Origin of the sequence: Streptomyces odontomachi (assembly GCF_024435355.1) — a bacterium.
Taxonomy (GTDB): Bacteria; Actinomycetota; Actinomycetes; order Streptomycetales; family Streptomycetaceae; genus Streptomyces; species Streptomyces odontomachi.
In genome coordinates this window covers 216,909-238,631 of sequence record NZ_JAMJWG010000005.1, presented here as the reverse complement: position 1 = coordinate 238,631, position 21,723 = coordinate 216,909, and the positions used below count along the sequence as shown (strand labels likewise).

Below are 21,723 nucleotides of genomic sequence, written 5' to 3'. Positions count from 1 at the left end.
ACAACGCCGCAGCACCGCAGTGCCGCAACGCCCGGCGCCCGGCGCCCGCCATCGACCGGACCAGCACACCGGACACAACGCCATCGACCGGACCAGCACCCGGACACAACGCCACCGGCCGGTGCGCCTCCGCTTGGAAGGCGCACCGGCCGGTACGGGTGTGGCAGAACCGCTCAGCGAACGCTCAGTGGGCGATCACCGGCACCGGAACATCCGCGTCCGCGCCCTCGGCGAGGTCGCTCTGGTCCTGCGCACCACGCTTGCCCACCGAGCCGGACCCGGCGGCCACGGGCGTGCCCACCCTCGGGCGCCCGCCCGTGATGAAGGTCAGGGCGATCAGCGCGGCCATCAGTAGGATGCCGGCGGCGATCCCGATGGCCGTGGTGTAGCCGTGCACCATGCCCTGGTGCAGCAGCCGCGTCCGGGCGGAGCTGCTGGTCGCACTGGCCGCGTGAGCCGTCAGGTACGAGGTGGTCGCGGAGGCGGCGATGGTGTTCAGCAGGGCCGTGCCGATGGCGCCGCCCACCTGCTGGGAGGTGTTCACCATCGCGGAGGCCACACCCGCGTCCTGTGGCTGGACGCCCTGGGTGGCCATGGACATCGCCGGCATGAACGCGGTGCCCATGCCCAGGCCGAGCAGCACCATGCCGGGGAGCAGCACGCTCACGTACGAGGAGCCGACGTCCAGCCGGGTCAGCAGCAGCATGCCGGTCGCTGCGGACAGGAAGCCCGGACCCATCAGCAACCGGGGGGCGACGCGCGTCATCAGCCGGGCGCCGATCTGCGTGGAGCCGGTGATCATGCCGAGCACCATCGGCAGGAACGCGAAGCCGGTCCTGATCGGTGAGTAGCCCTGCACTTCCTGGAGGTAGTAGGTCAGGAAGAGGAAGAGCCCGAACATGCCGATGATGGCGAGGCCGAGCGACAGGTAGACGCCCGCGCGGTTGCGGTCGGTGACCACCCGCAGCGGCAGCAGCGGTGCCTTGACCTTGGACTCGGTCCAGGCGAAGGCGACGAGCAGCGCCGCGGAGGCGACGAACAGGCCGATCGTCACGGCGTCGGACCAGCCGTCGGACTCGGCGTGCGTGAAGCCGTAGACCAGGGAGGTCAGGCCGAGGGTGGCGAGGATCACGCCGGGGATGTCGAGCGGTGCACGGTTGCGGGCGCCGGCCGGCTCGCGGATCACCAGCCAGGCGCCGGCGGCGGCGAGCATGGCGATGGGCACGTTCACGAAGAAGGTCCAGCGCCAGTCGAGGGACTGGGTGAGGAAGCCGCCGAGCAGCAGCCCGACGGCGCCGCCACCACCCGCGATCGCACCGTAGATGCCGAACGCCTTGGCACGTTCCTTGGCGTCGGTGAACATCACGGCCAGCAGCGACAGCGCGGCGGGCGCGAGCACGGCGCCGAACACGCCCTGGAGCGCGCGGGCGCTCAGCATCATGACCTCGTTCTGCGCGGCGCCGCCCAGCGCCGAGGCGACGGCGAAGCCGCTCAGGCCGATCAGGAACGCGCGCCTGCGGCCCCACAGGTCGGCGACCCGGCCGCCGAACAGCAGCAGACCACCGAAGGCGAGGGCGTAGGCGGTGATGACCCACTGCCGGTTGCCGTCGGATATGCCCAGGTCGTGCTGGGCGGAGGGCAGCGCGATGTTCACGATGGTGGCGTCGAGCACGACCATGAGCTGCGCGAGCGCGATGAAGATCAGAGCACGCCAGCGTCGCGGATCGGCGGTGGCGGGCGAGGTGCCGTTGGCAGGGGCACCGCCGGTCGTGGCGGTGCTGGCGGCAGCGGACGACGGAGCCGTCGACCGCCTGTGCCGGGCGGTGGAAGACATAGGGGTAGCTACTTTCGAGGTTGCAGGGGTGTCCGGAGTAGGACGGCGCGCGATGGCGTAAGTCATCGCGGCCACACGTCGTCGTGCGGGGCCGTGCCGCCGGAAGAGTGGTCGTGGTCCCCGGGCCGGTGTGGCGGGGAGGCCGGAAGGCCCGGGTGGTCGAGGGGTGAGGCGGCCGGCGTCCACGCGTGCGTGACGTCAGCCGGCCGCATCGAGGTCAGCGATCGTCGATGTCAGATGGCAGAGGTGACTGAGGTGACCGAGGTGACTGAGGTGACCGAGGTGTAAGGGATGGCAGAGGTGTAAGAGGTGGCAGAGGTGTAAGAGGTGCCGGAGCTCAGGGATGCGCGCGCTTGCAGCGCAGCGCCTCCAAAGTCACGGCCGTCCCCGGCAGGGTGGAGCGCGCGGGCTCCGTCAGGCCGTCGAGGAACAGCTGTAGATGGCGGTGGACGAAGGGGTCGATGCCCTGGCATGCGGTGCCGGGCAGCGGTCGGGTCAGCTGGGAGAGGGCGACCATCAGGTCTCCGACGGCGACGTCGGCACGCAGCTGACGGGTGGCGCGGGCCCGGGCCATGAGCCCTTCGAGCGCGGTCTCAAGCCGGCCGCGCGCGGCGGACAGCTCCATGTGGTCCTTGTCGAGGTGAGCGGTCAGCAGGGGGCACAGGGCGCCGATGCGCTCGTCCGCAGCGGCGTGCACGAAGCGGCGCAGCTCGGCGAAGGGGTCGGCGCCGGGCGCGTCCGCCGCGGTGCTGGCCCGCTCGGCCAGGTGCAGGACGTGGTCCAGGACGGACAGCACCACGTGCCGCATCAGTTCGGTGCGGTCGGCGAAGTGGCGGTAGACCGTGGCGTTGCCGACGCCGGCGCGGCGGGCGATCTCGTCGAACGGCACCTCGGGGCCGTGCTCGACGAACATCTCGCGCGCGGCGGCGACGATCCGCTCCCGGTTGCGCAGCGCGTCGGAGCGGGTGCGTGGCGCTCGGCGCTGTGCGGTGCCGGCGGTGATGGTCTCCATGGCCTGCCTCTCCCTCTCCTTGCGTCCTGCCGGGTTCCTGCTGCGTTTCCGCTGGGTTCCTGCTGGCTCGTCCGGGCGATCCGGGGAGCGAGTCCCCGTTTCACTCGGACACCCGGTTAAACGGGGAGACGTTCCCCGGTTATTTCCCGCCCCTCCTGTGACCCGCATCACAGAACCTACGGCCAGAAACCCACGATCGGCCGCACCCAACGCGCGTACCCGAGGCAACCGCCGCACGGTGCTGCTACGGGGTACCGCCGGGCAGGCGTGCTGCCGGGCGACCGGGGGGCACCACCCAGGGCCTTGAGGCGCTGGGGGAGGAGGCCGTATGCAGCCGACCAGCCGTCGCCCTCGCGCCCCCCGCCTCGTCCCGGTCGTCGCCCCGCTGACCGCGTTGCTGCTGGCCGTCACGGTGTCGACCAGCCCGGGCCCGCCGGCCAGCGGCCAGCACACCGCCGCAGGGCCGGCGGCCGTCCCGCGCAGCACGGCGCTCGGGCCCTGCCTGATCAGCGGCAGACAGGGCATCCAGATGTCCGAGGGGGTGCCCACGGGGCCCGGATACGCGCACTCCACGGGCACCGTAAGGGCCCTGAACCTCATGATCGACTTCTCGGACGCGCCGGGCCAGGGCCGTGCGCTCGACCGCCTCGGCGAGTTCTTCCCGCAGACCCGCGCGTGGTTCAGGACCGCCTCGTACGGCCGGCTGGACTACCGTCCGAGCGCCCCCATAAAGCACTGGTTGCGGATGCCCCGCACCTTCAAGGCGTACGGCTTGCAGCGCGGCGCCCCGTACGAGCCGGGCTACCGCAGGCTGGTCGTCGACATCATCGCCGAGGCCGACCCGGTGGTGGACTTCCGCGCGTACGACCTGGTGAACATCCTGATGACGCCGAACGCCGGCCCCTCCGCCCTGAACACGGTGCTGTCCGTGACCTTCGCCGGCAACCGCGACGCACCCGCGGCGGACGGCGTGCCGATGGCCAACGCCTCGTTCGTCTTCAGCCGCCAGGACGACGGGTCCGGCGCCTACGCCAAGACCGGATACCGGGTGCTGCCGCACGAGAACGGCCACATATTCGGCCTGCCGGACCTCTACACCCGCCAGGGCGGCGGCGCGGTCGGCCACTGGGACATCATGAGCGAGGACTGGGGGGCCAACAACGACCTGCTCGGCTGGCACAAGTGGAAGCTCGGCTGGCTCGACGACAGCCAGGTGGCCTGTGCGACGGGTCACGGCACGTCCGACCACGTCCTGACGCCGCTGGGCCGCCGCGGCGGCGCCAAACTGGTCGTCGTCCCGATCACCGCGACACGCGGCCTGGCGGTCGAGGTCCGCACCCGCGGCGGCAACGACGAGGCGGTCTGCAAGCCCGGCGTCCTCGTCTACGGCGTCAACGCGGACGTGGACACCGGCGAGGGCCCCATCACCGTCCACGACTCCACCCCGCACAGCGGCGGCTGCACCCGCAGCCCCAACGTCCAGGCGGAACTCTCCGACGCGACCTACGGCAGCGGCGAGACCTTCGACGACCCGCACGCCGGCGTCCGCATCGAGGTGCTGTCAGCCGACGCGCGCGGTGACTTCCGGATACGCATCAGCCGGCGGTGAGGAGCCGGTGCGGGACCGGCCCGACGGGCGGCGATGAGTTCCGGCGGCCGGCCCGGTCTTAGGTGTCGAAGGCGTCGAAGGCGTCGAAGGCGTCGAAGGCGTCGAAGGCGTCGAAGGCCGCAGCGGCCTGCCAGCCACCCCCGTGCCACCCGAATGGAGGAGCCGGCCATGGAGCCGACCGCAACCACATCGAGCAGGGCCACACCCGCGCTCGGCAGCATCCTGCTGGCGAGCAGGGCACCGGAGCGCCTGCGCGCCTGGTACGAGCGTGCCTTCGGGGTGCGTGCCGACGCCGCCGGGTTCCTGCGACTCGGTGACGTGGGGCTGCTGATCGACGGTCGTGACGATGTCGCGCCCGTCACCGCCGAACCGGCCCGGACCATCCTCAACGTCCACGTGGACGACGCCCGGTCCACGGCCGAGCACCTGGACTCCCTGGGCGTGCCCTGGCTCGCCGTTCTCGAGTACCGGGAACCCGCGGGTGCGTGGTTCGGCACGGTCGTCGATCCGGACGGCAACTACGTGCAGATCATCGAGCTGACCGAGGCGTACTGGACGGCACGTGCGCAGGGGGAACGGCGCGCGGGCGGCACCTCGCTCGCCGAGGCGGCCGTCTCGACCCGGCTGCCCGCCCAGGACCTCGACCGTGCGCGCCGCTTCTACGCCGAGAAACTCGGCCTCGAACCGGTCGAGACCCGCCCCGGCGGCCTGCGCTACCAGTGCCGAAGCGGCAGCTTCGCCCTGTTCCAGTCCGCCGGCCGCGCCTCGGGGGAGCACACCCAGATGGCCTGGGCGGTGGACGACATCGACGCGGTGGTGGCGGAGCTGCGCCGGCGCGGCGTCACGTTCGAAGAGGTGGACGTCCCCGGCCTGCGCACGGTGAACGGCATCGCCGAGGTCGCGGGCCACTACCCCTCCACCGGCGGCACCGGCGAGCGGGCCGCCTGGTTCCGCGACAGCGAGGGGAACATGCACGGCATCGGGCAGCTGATTCCCGCACCCTAAGGACCGACCACTTGCCTGGCCAGGCCTGGAACCCCCACGCTACCGGCCACCCCGGCGGCGAGTGAGCCGAAGGGCGCGCCGGTGTCCAGGAGCCGCCCGCGCGGAGCGCCCGACGAAGGAGGGTCGAGCACGGGCGGCTCCTGGACACCGGCTGAGGCGCCCGGAGGCGAACCGAGCCACAAAAAAAGGGGCACCGGCTGAGGCGCCCGGAGGCGAACCGGGCCACAAAAGAGGGGGCGTGTAACGTGGCGCACCCCATCAACCCGGTGTGGCAGCGCCCACCCGGGATCAGCGGACGCACGATCAGCGAGGGCACGGGGGCATGAAGGTCGACTGGAACCGGCGGGCGTGTGCCCGGCACGGGCATGTGACGTACGCGCCGGATGAAGCCACGCTGCGGGAGCGGCTGCGCACGGAGACCCGCCTCGGTGCGGCGTGGCGCTGTCTGCGCTGCGGTGACTTCACGCTGGGCGCGCCGGCCGGCTCAGGGCCGGCGGACCAGGCGCCGCTGGTGCCGCGTGGCAAGGTGCTGCGCGACCTGCTGCTCCTGCGCTTCCTGGCCTTCGAGCGGGCCGTGCGTGGCGTGTTCATCGTGCTGGCCGCTGCGGCGGTGTGGAAGTTCAGCAACAGCCAGGACTCGGTGCGCCGGCTCTTCGACGAGTATCTGGACGTCTTCCGGCCGGTCTTCCGCCATTTCCACTATGACCTCGACCACTCCCCCGTCGTCGACACCATACAGAAGTCGTTCGGCTACAAGCACTCGACGTTGGTGCTGGTCGCGGTGTTGCTGCTGGCCTACGCGCTGATCGAGATCGTCGAGGCGGTGGGCCTGTGGTACGCCAAGCGCTGGGCGGAGTACCTGACGGTCGTCGCCACCGCCGCGTTCCTCCCGCTGGAGGTCTACGAGCTCACCGAGCACGTCAGCTGGCTGAAGATCGGCACCCTCGTCCTCAACATCCTCGCCGTGCTCTACATCGCCCTGGCCAAGCGTCTGTTCGGTCTGCGCGGTGGCCATCGGGCGTTCGAGGCGGAGCGCCGCAGCGACTCGCTGCTGGAGGTCGCCGACACGGCCGGGGTGCGTTGAACGGTGGGCTCCCGGCCCGACGTCGAGAGGCCAAGGTGAGGGCAATCGCCGGTCGGCCGGAACCCGGTCGGTGACTTCCGTCCGGGGCGGGCCGTCGTCGTCCGCCATCGCCCGCAGGCCCCGAACCGCATCGCCATCGAGGGATACGAGGGATACGGCGGCGCCGCCCCCGAAGGAGCGGCGCCGCCGGTCGTGCGCTTTCGGCCAGTGTTCGCGGCAGTTGATCGGCGGACGCCGGCCGTCGTTCGCGTCAGGCCGTGCTGCCGGTCACCGTCGACCCGGACTTGGTGACGTGGTACTTCACCGTCGCGCCGCTCCAGTAGTGGAAGGTGAGGGTGACCGGGGAGTCGTCGTCGACCTCGGCGAAGAAGTCGGACGTCAGGGTGGTGACCTTGGCGGTGTAGTCCGGTGCGAAGGCGACCGCGAACTCCTTGTAGGGGGTCCAGTTCTGCGGGCCCGCGGGGGTGCCCTCGGCGTAGCCGGCCTCCATCGTGGCGAGCTGGTCGCCGTGGAACTCGGTGGGGACGGCGAAGGAGCTGGTCGTCCCGGTGGCGTTCGCCAGGACCGGGGTGTCGTAGGTGACCAGGTCGATCCGCCACGGAACGCCCTGCGAGAACCGTGCGGACAGCTCCGCGTTGGTGCCGTACTCCCGCGATCCGCTCAGCCGGGTGATCGCGGCGGCGGTGAGGGTGAGCTGGTCGCCCTGGACGGTGTAGTCGGTGCCGGACGCCAGGTCGGTGTCGCCGTAGCGCAGCCCCGTGAACGAGGTGCCGTTGAGGTTCAACGTGAGCTTCTTGTCGGTGATCGCGGACGAGCGGGCGCTGAACACCTGGTCGGAGGAGGCCGTAGCGGAACGGGTCGTCCAGCTGGACTTGATCTGTGCGAACAGCTCGGGGTCGTTCCACTGGAACCCGGTGCGCTGGAAGTGCTGCCCGTTGTCCCACAGCATGGTCGTGAGCTGCTTGGTGCGCGCGTAGTAGCCCAGGTACTCGAAGAACTTCAGCTTCTCGCCCTGCTCGATGGCGCCGGTGGTCTTGTCGAAGCCCAGCAGCCCGTACTCGCCGATGATCACCGGGATGCCCTTGGCGACGAAGGCGTTGTCAACCCGGTCGAAGGTGTCGGTGAGGTCCTTCTGGGTGGTGGCGTCGAACGTGGTCCCGCCCGCGATGTTCACGCTGAACGGCCAGTAGCCGTAGTAGTGCACGGTCGCGATGAGGTTGCTGTCGCCGAGTGCGGTGAACGCGGAGACCAGCTCGTCCACCCGGGCCTGCTCGCCTGAGGAGTGCAGGGTCGGCAGGACGAGCAGCCGGGTCGCGTTGTTGCCGCCGGACTGGCGGACGATGCTGTGGAAGGAGGTGTTGAGCTCGTTCAGCAGGGACGCGTTCTGGGCGTCGCCGGAGCTGCCGGTGAACTGCGGCTCGTTGACGCTCTCGAACAGCAGCTTCGACGAGGTGTCACGGAAGGCGCCGGCGACCTGCGTCCAGATGGCGTTGTAGCGGGCGAGCACGCCGTCGTGGTCGGACGGCATGTTCGCGATCCACTGCCAGGAGTCGTGGTGGACGTTGATCAGGACGTAGAAGCCGTCCGCCAGCGCCCAGTCGACCACCTCCTTGACGCGGCTCAGATACGTCGCGTCGATGGTGTAGTCCGGCGCGGAACCCTGGTGTTGGCCCCAGGTCACGGGGATGCGGATGCTGTGGAAGCCCTGCGCCCTGATGTTGGCGAGCAGTTCCTGGGTGACCTTCGGATTGCCCCATGACGTCTCGTCGCTCCCCGTGGAGTCGAACGAGTTGCCGAGGTTCCAACCTGGCTGCATCGCGGCGACGGCGTCCATCGGCCCGCTGGCGGCCGCGGGGCGGGTCGCGGTGGCGGGTGACGCGGCTGGGGCGGCCGTCGCCCGGGCGCTGCCGGCGGCCACCACGCTCAGTATGGCGAGCAGCATCACCACGCCACTCGCCAGCAGACCGATCCCTCCGCGCAACATTCCTGCGGGCTTGCGCACACCGGGCATGACGCTCCTCGTTTTCAACGTCATTTACGTCATCACGTACGACGACGGAGAGAGGAAACCGACCGCCCATTGCGGCCGGCTGGGCAGCATGTCCAAGCGCTGCATCCGCCCAGATGTTGGCAGTGACACGTCAGCCAGGCAACTGTTTCCCCTCGGACCACGCACGTTGCGCCTGGTCAGGGGCGCGTTCCGTCGTCCGACACGGAAGCAGTGCGCCGATAATCCGTTCACGGCCTCACACGGCGTCGAATGCATTCGACGGCGGACGATTGAATGCGACTTTTTCTCGGCGCTCTTCGGCTTCGTTCGACTTTTCGTCGGTGATGGGCCGCAATGATTCAGCGAGTTCCGTCGACTGCGCCGATGTCGTCGATTCCGTCAATCCACCCGACGGAGTCTGCGGAGTCGAACGTGCACGTGGCGGGAACCAAACGGCAGGGGGGAACGTCCCTGCCGTCGCTGGCGTCGCTCCAGAAGTACGACTCGACGTACCGACTCGACGTACCGACTCGACGTACCGACACAACGTGCCCACACATGGGGGAGCCATGGAAGCACCGAGGCCAGGCCCGGGTGAGGGGTCAGGTTCCGAGGAGCCGACCCTCGTGTTGCCCGCCACCATCGGCCCCTACGTGGTGATGCGCCCACTCGGCGGTGGCGGGATGGGCGTGGTGTCCCTGTGCCGCACCGTCTCGGGGCGGTTGGTGGCCGTCAAGCAGGTACGGGAGGAGTACGCGGACGATCCCGCCTTCCGCAGCCGCTTCCGCCGGGAGGTGGCGGCGGCCCGCAGGGTCAGCGGTGTCTACACGGTGCCCGTCGTGGACGCCGACACCGACGGGCACCGGCCTTGGGTGGCCACCACATACGTCCCCGGACCGACCCTCGACCAGGCGGTGCGCTCCTGCGGCTCCTTCCGGGAACCCGCGCTGCGCGCCCTGGGGACCGGACTTGCCGAGGCACTCCAGGCCGTCCACGCCGCCGGGTTGGTGCACCGCGACCTCAAGCCCGGCAATGTGCTGCTCGGCGCCGACGGCCCCCGTGTGATCGACTTCGGCATCAGCAGGGCCCTCGGGGAGACCCGGCTGACCGGTACCGGTGCCGTGGTCGGCTCCCCCGCCTTCATGGCGCCCGAGCAGATCGCGTCGTCCCATGACGTCGGCCCGGAGTGCGACGTCTTCGCGCTCGCGGGGGTGCTGGTGTACGCGGCCTGCGGGGAGGGCCCGTTCGGGTTGGGGGACGAGGGGGCGCTGAACCGGATCGTGACGGAGGAGCCCGACCTGCACGGGGTCCCGTCCGCCCTGCACCCGCTGCTGTTGCAGTGCCTGGACAAGACCCCGTCGCGGCGGCCCTCCCTGGAGGAGGTGCTGTCCGGGCTGGCGCCCGCCGACCCGGAGGCGCTCCTGGTGCCTGCGCTGCGGGAGGACCTGGCGGCACGGGCCCGCGAGGCCGAACTGATGGCCGTGGTCCCGCCACCACCGGGGACGTTGCCCGGCGACACGGGGAAGCGGGCCCTGCCCAGCCGCCGACGGGCCCTGATCGGCGGTCTCTCCGCCCTCGGCGCGCTGGCCGTGGGAGGCGCGGCAGCGGCGGTCTGGATGAACCACGACAAGGACCCGGAGGGCGCCGGCGCGAACCAGGGCGGCGGCAAACCGCTGGGTTCCAGCGTGAACGCGGTCAAGCTCACCGATCCGCCGAAGCCGCAGTGGTCGACCGCCATCCCCATCTCCGTCGCCACGCCGCTGCTCGACGTCCTCGACTCGACGGTGGTGGTGCACGACGGCACCTACGCGGCGGCCGGGCTCAACGCCGAAGCCGGCGGCGTCCGGTGGAAGCACGGTCTCGGAGCCGACGGGGCGCCGATCCAGGGCGACGCGCTCGGCCTCGGAGCGTACGTCCTCGGCACCGTCGGGAAGAAACTGCTCGTCTCCGGCATGAACACCGGCCTGTCCGCCGCGGGGCAGTACTACCTGGCGACCGTCAATCCGGCCGCCCCGCACATCACGTTCAAGACCACCCTGGCCGACGGGATGATGATGCCGTCCGCGCTGCTGGCCGGTCACGGCAGCACCGTCTACTGCCTGGTCAGCTCCTTCGACGGCGGCCTGTCGTTCGACAACCCCACGCCCCGCGCGACACCGAACTACCAGGTCAGCCAGACAGCCGCCGCCATCGACCTGGACCGCGGCCACATCCGATGGCAGAAGCCGATCGTCCAGAACTCCCTCTACGGCATTCGCTACGCCGCCGACGGCTACGGCTTCTACTACACCGAGGACACCGACGACGGCCTCGTCCTGCACGCGTTGAACGCGACGGACGGCAGCTCCCGGTGGTCCGTGAAGGTCCCCGCCGACCCCGACAGCCATCTCCCGGGCTACATGCAGTCCGGGAGCGGGGAGCTCACCTCCTCCCTCACCGCGACCGGCGACCTGCTGATCGCCGTCAACCAGAAGGGCGGCATGACCGCCCACGACGCCAGGAACGGACGGCGCCGCTGGTCGGTGGCCATGACCGCGGCGTCGGCGCCGGTCGTGGTGGGCGACCTGGCGCTGACCAACGACGGCAGCCGTGTCTACGCCGTCGAGCTGAGCACCGGCGACGTCCGGTGGCACATCGAGAGCCCCGTGCTGCTGTCCCCGCTCGGCCGCACCATCGCGGCGTCCGAGCAGGTCACCGCGGCCCTGTTCAGCCCCATCGCGATCGACACCGACGGCACGACCGTCGGGGGGACCGCCGGTTGCCTGGTGGTGCGGACGTCGGACGGCAAGGAGTTGTGGGCGGTGCGCGAGAAGCCCGGCTCCACCGCGGCACCGTCGCCGTCCGCCACCCCGTCCGCCATAGGAGGCGGCGCCCCCAAGGGATTCGACATGTGGGCCGTGGCGGTGCGGGACAGCACGGTGTTCGTGAGCGGCGAGGGCCGGGTCCGCGCCTACCGGGCGGACGCCGGATGACCGTGCCACCGCCGTCCCCGCCGTCCCCGCCGTCCCCGTCGTCCCCTTCGTCCCCGCCCGAACCATCCGCTTCCCCGTCGTCCCCGCCGGAACCGTCCGCTTCCCCGTCGCAGCCGCCGGAACCGACCGCCACCACGCCACGCGAACCGACCGCCAGCCGACCGACCGAGACCGCCACCACACCGATCGAACCGACCGGCACCCAACCCTTCGCCCCCTCCGGCACCGAGCCCCTCGACCCGACCGGCACCCAGCCCCTCGACCCCTCCGGCACCCAGCCCCTCGACCCCTCCGGCACCCAGCCCCTCGAACCGACCGGCACCGAGCCGCTGGACCCGCCCCAGCCCAGCTCCTCGTCAGCGACGCCGCTCCCGCTCCCCGAGACCGTCGGCCCGTACCGGGTGATCCGGCTGCTCGGCTCCGGGGGGATGGGGCGGGTCTATCTGGCCGCCACCCGGGGCGGGCGGCCGGTGGCGGTGAAGGTGGTGCGGGACAGCTACGCCCAGGACCGCCACTTCCGGGAGCGGTTCCGCGCCGAGACCGAGGCGGCCCTCAAGGTCAGCGGCGCCTTCACCGCGCCCGTGCTGGCCGCCGACCCCGACGCCACGCAGCCCTGGCTGGCCACCGCCTACCTGCCCGCGCCCTCGCTCAGCGAAGCCGTCGCGGCACACGGGCCGATGCCACAGGAGACGGTGCGCGGCCTGGCCGCAGGGCTTGCCGAAGCGCTCGCGGCCATCCACGCGGCGGGCGTGGTGCACCGCGACCTGAAGCCCTCCAACATCCTGCTCACCGCGGACGGCCCGAGGGTCATCGACTTCGGCATCGCACGGGCCGTGGACGCGGCCGGGCTGACCGGCACCGGCCAGCTGGTCGGCACCGCCGGCTACATGCCGCCCGAGCAGATCTCCGGACGCACCTGCACCGCAGCCGGGGACGTCTTCTCGCTCGGCGCCACGCTGCTGTTCGCCGCCACCGGGCACGGCGCCTTCGGAACGGGCAGCGCGCACATCCTGCTGTACCGCACGGTGCACGAGGAGCCGAACCTGGCGGGCGTACCGGAGGGGCTGCACGAAGCCCTCGCGGCATGTCTGGGCAAGGAGCCGTGGAAGCGGCCGAAGGTGCCCCAGCTGGCGACGCTGTTCGGCGCGCCGCCGCTGCCGGGCGCCGGTTGGCTGCCGGACGTCGTCCAGCGTGACGTGGCGCGGCGTGAGGAGACCGTACGTTCCGAACTGGCCCGGGGGTGGGCCGGCCGCTGGGGGCGGCGCCGGGTGCTCGCGGCGGCGGGCGGCGGTCTCGTCGCGGCGGCGCTCGGGGGCAGGTACCTGGCCCGCGGGGGCTCGTCCGAACGGACCCCGCGGCCTCCTCGCCTGCTGCACGAGAAGCCGCTCCCGGACGGCTTCACCAAGGTGTGGAAGGCGGCCGGCGGACGGCTCCTGGTCAGGAGCGACAGCGGTGCGGGGGCCGCCGCGCTGGACCCGGACACCGGCCAGGTCGTCTGGCAGAGCAAGCCGTACGGCTCCGCCGCGTCCGTGACGGACGGGCACACGGTGTACGTCATCGAACTCGACGGTGCGCTGCACGCCAGGGATCTGGCGACCGGCAAGCAGCGCTGGCGCTTCGCCCCGCCCGGCGACCCCCAGCCCGACTCGACCGACCTGGCCGTGGCGCCGGGCGGCGACGGATGGGTGTACGTCACGTCGCGCGCGACCGGCGGGCTGTACGCGGTGGACGGCACGGGCACGGTGCGCTGGCACCGGGACGCGCGGCTCACCACCGTCTACCCGCGCGGTCGGACGCTGCTGTGCGTGACACGGACAGCAGGCGGCACGGACGACCGCCGCACCGTGCACGCCGTGGACGCGCGCTCCGGCAAGGACCTGTGGCGCTACGCCACCGACGTCTTCGGCATCGGCACCAACCCGAGCAGCCGCCTGGCCATCGCCCTGCGCCACGACAGCGCCGAGCTGACCGCCCTCCGGCTGGCCGACGGCCACGCGCTGTGGAGCGTGGCCAGCGGCCTGGCCCCCGGCGACCACATCCAGGACGAGTCGCTGGCCGGCACGGCGCTGCTCGCCGGCGACGGCAGCACGCTGGTCTTCCAGCAGAGCCTCGCCAACGGCTCGTTCGCCGTCCTGGACACCGCCGGCGGAAAGACCCTGTGGCGCGCGCACCCGGCCCGGATACAGCAACTGGCCCCGGTCGGCGACACGCTCTTCACCACCCACGCTCCCCCGGTCGGCACGGACGTCACCGCCGGGCACGGCCCGCTCGTGGCCTACCGGTTGCGCGACGGAGGCCGGCGCTGGCAGACGCCGGACCTGGGGAAGGGCCTGCACCAGCTGCTCGGGGTACGCGGCGGTCTCGTGATGCTCGGCATCGACGGCGGCAGCGACCCCGGCCTGTACGGATACGCCCTCACGGGCGGCAAGCAGGTCTGGCACCTCCCGTACCAGGTCAACAGCACCACCCCGCCCTGGGCCGCGGTGACGTCCGGCGACCGCCTGTGGATCTCCAGCGGCACCAGCCTCCTGACCTTCACGGGCCCGCGACCCGCCTGAAGTCGCCGGCCCGGAAGTCACCGGCCCGGAAGTCACCGGCCCGGAAGACGCCGGACCGGAAGTCGCCGGCCCTGAAGGTGTGGGCGGGTCACGTGGACGGCGGTGTCGCGCGGGTGACGGTGACGGCGGCGAGGGCGCGGTGGAGGGTGGCGTCATCGGGCGGGCCCTCGCGCCAGCGGGCGCCGACGTGGCCGTCGGGGCGCACCAGGAGCGCGCCGTGCGGGCCCAAACCGCACACGTCGACGTGCTCGTGGGGAAGGGCCTCGACGTGCAGCGGCCAGGGTGTGGCCCGCTGTCCCTCCCAGCGGGCGGGGTCCGGGGTGAGCAGGGTGAACCACTCGCCGGCGGCGTCGAGCGTGGACCGGCCGGGGGCGAGCCAGAGGTGCGGCATGCGGTGGCCCGGCGCCGCGGCGGGGACGTACTCCGTGCCGGTGCCGGTGCCGGTGCCGGCGGCCGTGCCGGCATCCGTGCCGGAGTCCGCGCCGGCGTCGGACGGTTCCGGCGGGGTGCCGCCGTCGGGGAGCACGGCGTCGGAGTGGTACGTGACGCCGAGCACCAGGCCCATTTGCGCGAAGTACTGCTCCGACCAGGGAAGTTCGGCCTGCCGGGCCGGCGCTTCCGGGTCCGCGCCGAGCTGCTCGCGGCGCTGCTTCTGCACCTCCACCATCAGCTTGGTGTTGTCCACCGCCTGGCGGAGGGTGCGCCGGGCGACGGGGTGCCGTTCCGTCTCGTAGGTGTCCACCAGGTCGGGCCCGGCCCAGCCGTGCAGGACGGCCGCCAGCTTCCAGCACAGGTTGTGCGCGTCGGCGAGGCCGGCGTTCAGGCCGAGACCGCCGATGACGGGCACCGCGTGCGCGGCGTCCCCGGCCAGCAGGGTCCGGCCGTGCCGGAAACGCTCCGCGACGAACGCGTTCATCACCCAGCCCTGGACCCGTGACACCTCGGCCCGCCGGCCGGGGTCGAGGCCCAGGGCGCGCGAGACGAGGGTGGACCAGTCGTCGTGCGTGGCGTGCGCGGCGTCCTCGGGGGTGGGGAAGAACCAGGCCCAGCCGCCTTCCGGGTAGAGGGGCGTGAACGCCCCCTGCGGGGTGAGGTAGACCCCGGCGGGTTGGTGGGCGCACCAGCGGCTGAGGTCGGCGTCGAACATCACGGTGGTGAAGTCGCCCATCGCTCCGGGGCCCGCGGTGTCGATGCCCAGCAGCCGGCGGACGGTGGAGTTCGCACCGTCGGCGGCGAGCACGTAGCGGGCCCGTACCCGGGTCCGTGCCCCGCGTGCCCGGTCGACGAGGGAGGCCAGGACGCTTCCGTCCGCCTCGGTCAGGTCGGCGAGCTCCACCCCGAAGCGCATCGGGGTGTCGGCCGCGGCGAGCAGGACGGGCTCCAACCGGTCCTGCGAGGTGACGACGCCGAGCACGGGGCTTTCGGAGATCGGCGCATGGACCCCGACCATGGCCGCCGTGGCGAACTCGCGGCCGAGCAGGGTGTCGCGGAAGCGGATCCGGCCGTACTTCCGCGCGAAAGCGCCGGACGCGATCTCCGTGTCGAGCCCGAGCTGGCGGAAGATCTCCATGGAGCGCACGTTGACCAGCCGGGCCCGGGGAAACGGCGACAGCTCGTGGTGCCGCTCGACCAGCAGGCTCCGCACGCCCCAGCGTTCCAGCAGCGCGCGGGCGGTCAGCCCGACCGGTCCCCCACCGACGATCAGTACCCCCACCTCGGCGTCTGCTGCGGCCATGGGACGCTCCCTCTGCTCGCGTCGGGACGGTCGGGCACGCGGTGACCGTCAGCCGGGTCGCTGGGCCGGTCGGGTGACGTCCCACCGGCCCGGGGCGGGCTGCGCCGGCGGCGTGTGGCACCGCGTGCACACCGGTCCCATCCGCCCCGCGCCGGCGGCGGCGCCGGTGACCTGCACCGTCATGAGACCCATCGTCCGCACCCGGCGGACGGCTGCAAGGCCGGCGCGGACCGCGACCGCGTCACGGCCGCCCGAAGCCCGGCACCTGCGGGGCCCGCGTCCACCACCGAGCACCGTCCCGGTGACCTCGCCGTGGGCGGCGTCCCGCTCGCCGAGGTCGCGGAACGCTTCGGCACCTCGTCCGGGGCCTCCAGACCGTCCTGGACGGTCTGGAGGCCCGTTCGACGGCGGCCGCCACCCCCACCGCGGGTGATCCGCACCGCGAGTGATCCGCACCGGCCGCCGACCACGATCGCTCACGCACCGCTCCGGCCCACGTAACACGGTCATGTGGTGCTGGGCTGGGCGACCTCGGCGGCGGGCGCCGGCTCGGTCGTGCGGTCGGTCTCGGCGGTGGTCTCCGCCGCGATCTCGCTCAGGGTCGTCCCCAACGGCTGCGTCGTCCCGGTGGGTTCGGTCACCAGGCTCACGCCCACGAACACGATGACGTTGGCCACCAGGGCGATCAGGCCCGCGGCGATGCCACCGTACGGGTCGTGGTCGGTCAGGGTCAGGACGCCGCACACCAGCCAGCCGGCGAGCAGCCCGCTGACCATGCCCTGTTTCGTGGCCCGGGTCCAGAAGATGCCGCCGATGACGATGCCGGGAAACAGCTGCGCGATGAACGAGTAGGCCACCAGCAGCACCTGGACGATCAGCGCCGGAGCCGCCAGGGTGATCACCAGGGCCAGGCCGGTCAGCGGGAAGACCAGCGCACGGGTCAGCCAGAAGACGCTGCGGTCCGTGGTGGCCGGGCGCAGCACCTGGACGACGTTGCGGGAGAGCAGGCTGGCCGAGGTCATCACGATCGGGCCGGCCGGCACGATCGCCGACAGCATCCCGGCGACGACGAAGAGCAGCAGCGCCCAGTCCGGGAAGATGCGCTGCATGATGTGCATGATCACGTCGTTCCCGGCCAGTCCGGTGCCCAGGGCGATCACGGCCGCGAAGCCCACGACCAGCACGGCGACCTTGACGATCTGGTAGAAGGGCATGAAGACGGCCTGCTTCTTCAGCGCCTTGGGGGTGGTGGCGGTGAAGGCGGTGCCGAACCACTGGGGCCACATCCACTGGCCGAGCCCGGTGATCAGCACGGTGGAGATCAACCAGGTGGGTCCGAGGTCGTGCGCGGTGGCCGAGGGCAGCTGGAAGTAGTCCGGGATCTTCTCGCTGAACGCGCCGTACATGGACCCGAACCCGCTGAAGTAGTGCAGCGGCACCGCGATGAACACCGCGGCCACCGCGCCGAACATGAGCAGGTCCTTGACCACCGACTGCATGGCGTTGCCCCGGATGCCGCCGATGAACACGGAGGTGGCCAGCACGGCGAAGCCCAGTACGTTGCCGACGAGGGGCGGGATCGCGTCGCCGCCGATGACCTTGAATATCGCCGAGAGTCCCTCGATGTTGAGGTCGATGTAGGCGATCATGATGAGTGCCGTGGACAGCGCGACGAAGACGCCGAGCGCCTTGCTGCCGTACCGGTGGGCGACGAAGTCGGCCTGCGTGACGTACCCGTACTTCTTACCGAGCACCCAGATGCACGGCAGGATCAGGAACGCCAGACCATAGGCGACGTCGTTCTGGGCCACGTTGTAGAAGCCGGCCGCACCCTTGGTGTACGAGTATCCGGCGAGGCCCTGGAAGGTGAACGCGGTGTAGATCTCGCTGCCGAGCAGGAACCAGAGCAACAGCGGCCCCATACCGCGGTGGTGGACCAGCCAGCCCTCCAGGTTGTCGTTCTTCGTGCGGCCGGCGAGCGCCCCGATCACCAGGATGACGAAGGTCAGCCCGATGCCCACGAGCAGAAGCACTAGGGGACTCATGATGTTTCTCCTCGCTCCGTCGCTTTCCCGGCGGGCGGCCGGCCGTCGTGTATCAGCCGCCGGTCGTACAGGTACAGAAGTGCCATGAGCGCCGGGATGACGAGGGGCATCAACGTGAACCAGAACAACATCTCCGGCATGCCCGCGACGCGGCCGGCGCCGTCGTTGAAGAACACCGGCGGGACGCAGGTGTACAGCACGATCATGACGACGTTGAGCGTCAGCCATGCCATGACGGTCTTTCGACTTGCCATGCGGAACCTCTTTTCAAGTCGGCCAGAGGTCATACCTCTAGGCCATGTGACGCTAATCTCGCCGTCCTCACACGGTCAAGGGTCATGACTTGGCAAATGCGGGAGTCGGGGCGCCGGCGGGCGTGGCACGGATCGACTCCGGGTGCGGGACCATGCGGAGCGGCCCGGCGGAGAGGCCCTGCGGGTGCGCTTCGTGGGCGCAAACCGCGCGGCACGGCCCGGACATGGTGCTAGCCTAAGAGGGAAGAGGTCAGACCACGAACCTTCCTTTCTGTCGTGGTCCCGCAAAGAACCGGAGGGCAGTTCGGTGTGGGAGTCCCTGGACCGCGGCAGTACGGCCCGGCGTATCGAGGAGCAGGTCCTTCGTGTTCTGGACGAGGGGCAGTTGAAGGCCGGCGACCGGCTCCCTCCCGAGCGTGAGCTGGCCCGCCTGCTGGGAGTCAGCCGGCCGACCCTGCGCGAGGCGATCGGAGCCCTCCAGGCGCAGGGCCGCCTCCAGGTCCGCCACGGGCAGGGCGTCTTCGTCGCGGAACCCGCCACGGCCCAGGAGCTGCGCACCGCGATGGCCCAGCACGAGCTCACCGTGGAGGAGCTCTTCGCGATGCGCGAGGTCCTCGAGGTGCCGGCGGCGGGCTGGGCAGCCGAGCGGCAGGACGAGGGGTCGCTGACCCGGGTCCAGCGCGCGCTGGAGGCGCTGAACGAGGCCGCAGCCCGGGAACCGCAGGAGTTCGCCGAGCTGCAACGGCTGGACTCCGCGTTCCACCTGGCCATCGTGGAGGCGGCGGGCAACCGCTTCCTGCGCCAGACCCTCGGTGTCCTCCAGGACATCCTGGCGAGGGGCATGGAGACGACGCTGATGGTGCCGGGCCGCCTGGACAAGTCCCGGCAGGAGCACGAGCGGATCCTCGCCGCGCTGCTCGACGGGGACCCGGCGGGCGCGCGTACCGCCGCCCGGCGCCATGTGCGGGCGGCGCACCGGACCGCGGTGGGCCGGTTGCAGGCGCAGGAGAAGGCCCTGGCCCGCAAGCACGGCGCGTGACCCGGGTGCCGGACGGGCACACGGCCGTCGGGGCACCAGCGCCCCGACGGCCGACCCGGATCACCGGTACCGCAGTCATCCCCTCGGCCGGATCGTCTTGATCAGGGCCGTGACGTCCTCGGCACCGTGGCCGTGGGCGGAGGCGCTGACCAGTTGCTGGAGTGCGAGTGCGCCGAGCGGGACGGGCTGCCCCCACTGGGAGGCGACGTTGACCGTGAGTCGTAGGTCCTTGGCCGCGAGGTCGACCGCGAAGCGGGGCGTGTGGTCGTCGGAGACCAGATGGCCGAGCCGCATCTCCTGCTGGGCGCAGTGGGCGCCGGTGTCCTTCAGTGCGGCGTCGAAGGCCTCCGGCGGGATCCCGGCGCGCTCGGCCAGCAGGTAACCCTCGGCGAGTACCGCCAGGTTCGCCATGCCGACCAGGTTCGAGATCAGCTTGAACATGGTGGCGGCCTCGACCTCGCCCAGGTGGTGCAGGGGCGTGCCGATGGCGGCGAGCACCGGGCGCAGTGCCTCCACGGTCTCCTGCGGACCACCGGCGAACAGCGGGATCGTGCCCTCTTCGGCCTGCGCCGGGCCCTTGCCGACCGGGCAGGACACGAACGCGACACCGGCTTCGGCCAGGTGGTCCGCCACCTGGCGGGCGGTGAGCGGGTCGACGGTGGAGACGTCCACGCAGACGGCGCCTGGCTTGAGCAGCCCCGTGACGGAGTCGTGGCCGCCGTACAGGGCGAGCAGGTGGTGCGGCATCGGCAGGCTGGTGAAGACGATGTCCTTGTCCGCGACCGCCTCCGCAGCGGTCGGCGCGGCCGCCGCTCCCGCGGCCACACACGCCTCGACGGCGGCCGGGCCCGGGTCGTACACGGTGACGGAGTGTCCGGCGCGGCACAGGTTGCGTGCCATGGCGCCGCCCATCTTCCCGGCGCCGATGAAGGCGATGTGCTTCGTCGTCGTGCTGACAGTGCTCACGGCGTGGAACCCTCCGGCTCGGATCGAACGGTGTCGGGGTCAGGGTCGGTGTCGGTGTCGGTGTCGGTGTCGGGATCAGGGTCGGTGTCGGGGTCGACGGGCGGGACTTGCTCGTAGTCCTCGAGATCCACGTCCTTGCCGACCGGCTCCCACCGGATGACCAGGGCAGCCACGAGGCCGACGAAGGGGGCGACGGCGAGGTACACGAGCGCCCGCAGGCCGAAGCGGTCGGTCATGAGGGGGAAGAACACCAGGCCGGCGGTGGCGCCGACGCGCAGCATCGCCTGGGCGAGGCCGGTGCCGGCGCCCCGCAGCGAGGTCGGGTAGGACAGGGTGGCCAGCGTCATGCCCTGGGCGCCGGGACCACCGGAGTGGGCGAAGATGAACAGCCCGACGAGCAGCCCGCCGACGTAGGCCATCACCCCCTTCGGGCCCTCCCCGATCAGGCCGATGACGACCAGCAGCACCGTGGTGCAGGCGAAGCCACGCAACGCGAGGGTGCGCGAGCCCCATTTCTGGGTCAGCGCCGAACCGGCGAACCCACCGCTGACACCGAACACGAAGTTGAAGACCATCGGTCCGACGATGCCGGTCAGCGTGGACTTGCCGAAGAGTGTGGCGGTGATCTGGGACAGGTAGAAGCCGACCGCGAAGTACTGCATGCTCTGCATGCTCCCGACCACACCGGCCAGGATGGTGCGCCGCCGGTACCGCCCCTGGAACAGCTTCCTGAACGCGCCGAGCGTCAGACCGGTGGACGGCGGCCTGGGCACCGGTGGCGCGTCCGCGGCGACCGCCGCGTCGATGCCGTAGGACTTGCGCAGGATCCGCGCGGCGCCCTCCAGGTCGCCCTGGCCGGCCGCCCAGGACGGGCTCTCCTCCATGTAGCGGTGCCGGACGAGCATGACGACCAGGGCCGGCACGGCACCGAACCCGACGGCCCAGCGCCACAGGCTGTCGTGGCCGGACGCCGGTACGAGGTAGTAGAAGGGCAGCAGGATGGCGAAGCTGGTGCCCACCGCGACGTACCACATGGGCTGCCACAGGTTGACGGCCCGTCCCTTGCCGCGGGTGGCGGAGTACTCGGCGATGAAGCTGAGCGCGACCGGGAAGTCCAGGCCGATCCCGATGCCCATGAGGAAGCGGAACGCGATGAGCAGTTCCAGGTTGGGGGCGACGGCACAGCCCAGCGCGGCGACGACGAAGAACAGCATGTCGGCCATGAACAGCTTGTAGCGGCCGAGCCGGTCCGCGTAGTAGCCGCCGAACAGGGCGCCGAGCAGGGCACCGACCATGATGGCGGCGGTGACCACCGACTCCGTCAGCGCACTGAGGTGGAAGTCCTCCTTGATGTAGGTGACGCCGAAGGCGAGGCTGGTGAAGTCGTAGGCGTCGATGAAGATGCCGCCGAGGGCGATCAGGATGATCGCGAAGGAGTTGCCGCCCTTGGCCCGCCCCGAGTTGACCAGGTCGACCACGTCTTGCGGGGTTCTGATGAGTGCTGCGGGTCCAGCCACGGAAGCCTCCTTGCCTCGGGGCTGTTCGTTGCGTGCGGTGCCGGCTGCTCACGGCGTACGGCGCCGGCCGGCGTCCTGCGGGGTCACGCCCGCCGGGTCACGC

At 71.6% G+C, this 21,723-nt stretch carries 14 protein-coding genes; 6 read left to right on the top strand and 8 right to left on the bottom strand.

Annotated elements, in window-relative coordinates:
* Window positions 1–184: 184 nt before the first annotated feature.
* On the bottom strand, window positions 185–1,834 hold the full coding sequence (locus tag NQO67_RS13820) for an MFS transporter (RefSeq protein ID WP_255950206.1): 1,650 nt from the start codon (window positions 1,832–1,834) through the stop codon (window positions 185–187).
* A gap of 337 nt (window positions 1,835–2,171) precedes the next feature.
* Complete coding sequence (locus NQO67_RS13815; protein WP_255950205.1) at window positions 2,172–2,846, bottom strand: TetR/AcrR family transcriptional regulator; 675 nt, start codon at window positions 2,844–2,846, stop codon at window positions 2,172–2,174.
* 328 nt (window positions 2,847–3,174) lie between these two features.
* Between NQO67_RS13815 and NQO67_RS13810 the strand changes: the two genes are divergently transcribed.
* The 3 genes from NQO67_RS13810 to NQO67_RS13800 all read left to right on the top strand — a co-directional run bounded on the left by NQO67_RS13810 (window position 3,175) and on the right by NQO67_RS13800 (window position 6,544).
* Window positions 3,175–4,455, top strand: coding sequence for a M6 family metalloprotease domain-containing protein (locus NQO67_RS13810; RefSeq protein WP_255950204.1), 1,281 nt, complete (start codon window positions 3,175–3,177; stop codon window positions 4,453–4,455).
* Window positions 4,456–4,992: 537 nt separating this feature from the next.
* Window positions 4,993–5,460, top strand: a complete 468-nt coding sequence (locus NQO67_RS13805) for a VOC family protein (RefSeq protein WP_374118990.1) — start codon at window positions 4,993–4,995, stop codon at window positions 5,458–5,460.
* Between the two features lie 322 nt (window positions 5,461–5,782).
* A complete protein-coding gene (locus NQO67_RS13800) occupies window positions 5,783–6,544 on the top strand; it encodes a DUF2127 domain-containing protein (RefSeq protein ID WP_255950203.1) in 762 nt (253 codons plus the stop codon).
* Between the two features lie 250 nt (window positions 6,545–6,794).
* Here NQO67_RS13800 and NQO67_RS13795 read toward each other — a convergent pair whose 3' ends face one another.
* The gene (locus NQO67_RS13795) at window positions 6,795–8,555 is read right to left on the bottom strand and encodes a cellulase family glycosylhydrolase (RefSeq protein WP_255950202.1); all 1,761 of its coding nucleotides are present in this window, start codon (window positions 8,553–8,555) and stop codon (window positions 6,795–6,797) included.
* A gap of 605 nt (window positions 8,556–9,160) precedes the next feature.
* Between NQO67_RS13795 and NQO67_RS13790 the strand changes: the two genes are divergently transcribed.
* Both NQO67_RS13790 and NQO67_RS13785 read left to right on the top strand, forming a co-directional pair.
* Window positions 9,161–11,506 carry a protein kinase domain-containing protein gene (locus NQO67_RS13790; RefSeq protein WP_255950201.1) on the top strand — a complete coding sequence of 782 codons (2,346 nt, stop codon included), beginning with the start codon at window positions 9,161–9,163 and terminating at the stop codon, window positions 11,504–11,506.
* On the top strand, window positions 11,503–14,064 hold the full coding sequence (locus NQO67_RS13785) for a protein kinase domain-containing protein (RefSeq protein ID WP_255950200.1): 2,562 nt from the start codon (window positions 11,503–11,505) through the stop codon (window positions 14,062–14,064). The genes NQO67_RS13790 and NQO67_RS13785 overlap by 4 nt, the downstream gene beginning before the upstream one ends.
* 88 nt (window positions 14,065–14,152) lie before the next feature.
* Here NQO67_RS13785 and NQO67_RS13780 read toward each other — a convergent pair whose 3' ends face one another.
* The 3 genes from NQO67_RS13780 to NQO67_RS13770 all read right to left on the bottom strand — a co-directional run bounded on the left by NQO67_RS13780 (window position 14,153) and on the right by NQO67_RS13770 (window position 18,098).
* Complete coding sequence (locus NQO67_RS13780) at window positions 14,153–15,799, bottom strand: FAD-dependent monooxygenase (RefSeq protein ID WP_255950199.1); 1,647 nt, start codon at window positions 15,797–15,799, stop codon at window positions 14,153–14,155.
* Window positions 15,800–16,305: 506 nt separating this feature from the next.
* The gene (locus tag NQO67_RS13775) at window positions 16,306–17,844 is read right to left on the bottom strand and encodes a sodium:solute symporter family protein (protein ID WP_255950198.1); all 1,539 of its coding nucleotides are present in this window, start codon (window positions 17,842–17,844) and stop codon (window positions 16,306–16,308) included.
* Window positions 17,841–18,098, bottom strand: coding sequence for a hypothetical protein (locus NQO67_RS13770; protein WP_255950197.1), 258 nt, complete (start codon window positions 18,096–18,098; stop codon window positions 17,841–17,843). Before NQO67_RS13770 ends, NQO67_RS13775 begins: the two co-directional genes overlap by 4 nt.
* Window positions 18,099–18,405: 307 nt before the next feature.
* Here NQO67_RS13770 and NQO67_RS13765 point away from each other — a divergent pair, with 307 nt between their 5' ends.
* Window positions 18,406–19,137 (top strand): FadR/GntR family transcriptional regulator, encoded by a 732-nt coding sequence (locus NQO67_RS13765; RefSeq protein ID WP_255950196.1) that lies wholly within the window; start codon window positions 18,406–18,408, stop codon window positions 19,135–19,137.
* 75 nt (window positions 19,138–19,212) lie between these two features.
* On the opposite strand, the gene NQO67_RS44235 is transcribed toward NQO67_RS13765, so the two are convergent.
* On the bottom strand, window positions 19,213–20,103 hold the full coding sequence (locus tag NQO67_RS44235) for an NAD(P)-dependent oxidoreductase (RefSeq protein WP_255950195.1): 891 nt from the start codon (window positions 20,101–20,103) through the stop codon (window positions 19,213–19,215).
* The gene (locus tag NQO67_RS13755; protein ID WP_255950194.1) at window positions 20,100–21,620 is read right to left on the bottom strand and encodes an MFS transporter; all 1,521 of its coding nucleotides are present in this window, start codon (window positions 21,618–21,620) and stop codon (window positions 20,100–20,102) included. Before NQO67_RS13755 ends, NQO67_RS44235 begins: the two co-directional genes overlap by 4 nt.
* Window positions 21,621–21,723 lie beyond the last annotated feature (103 nt).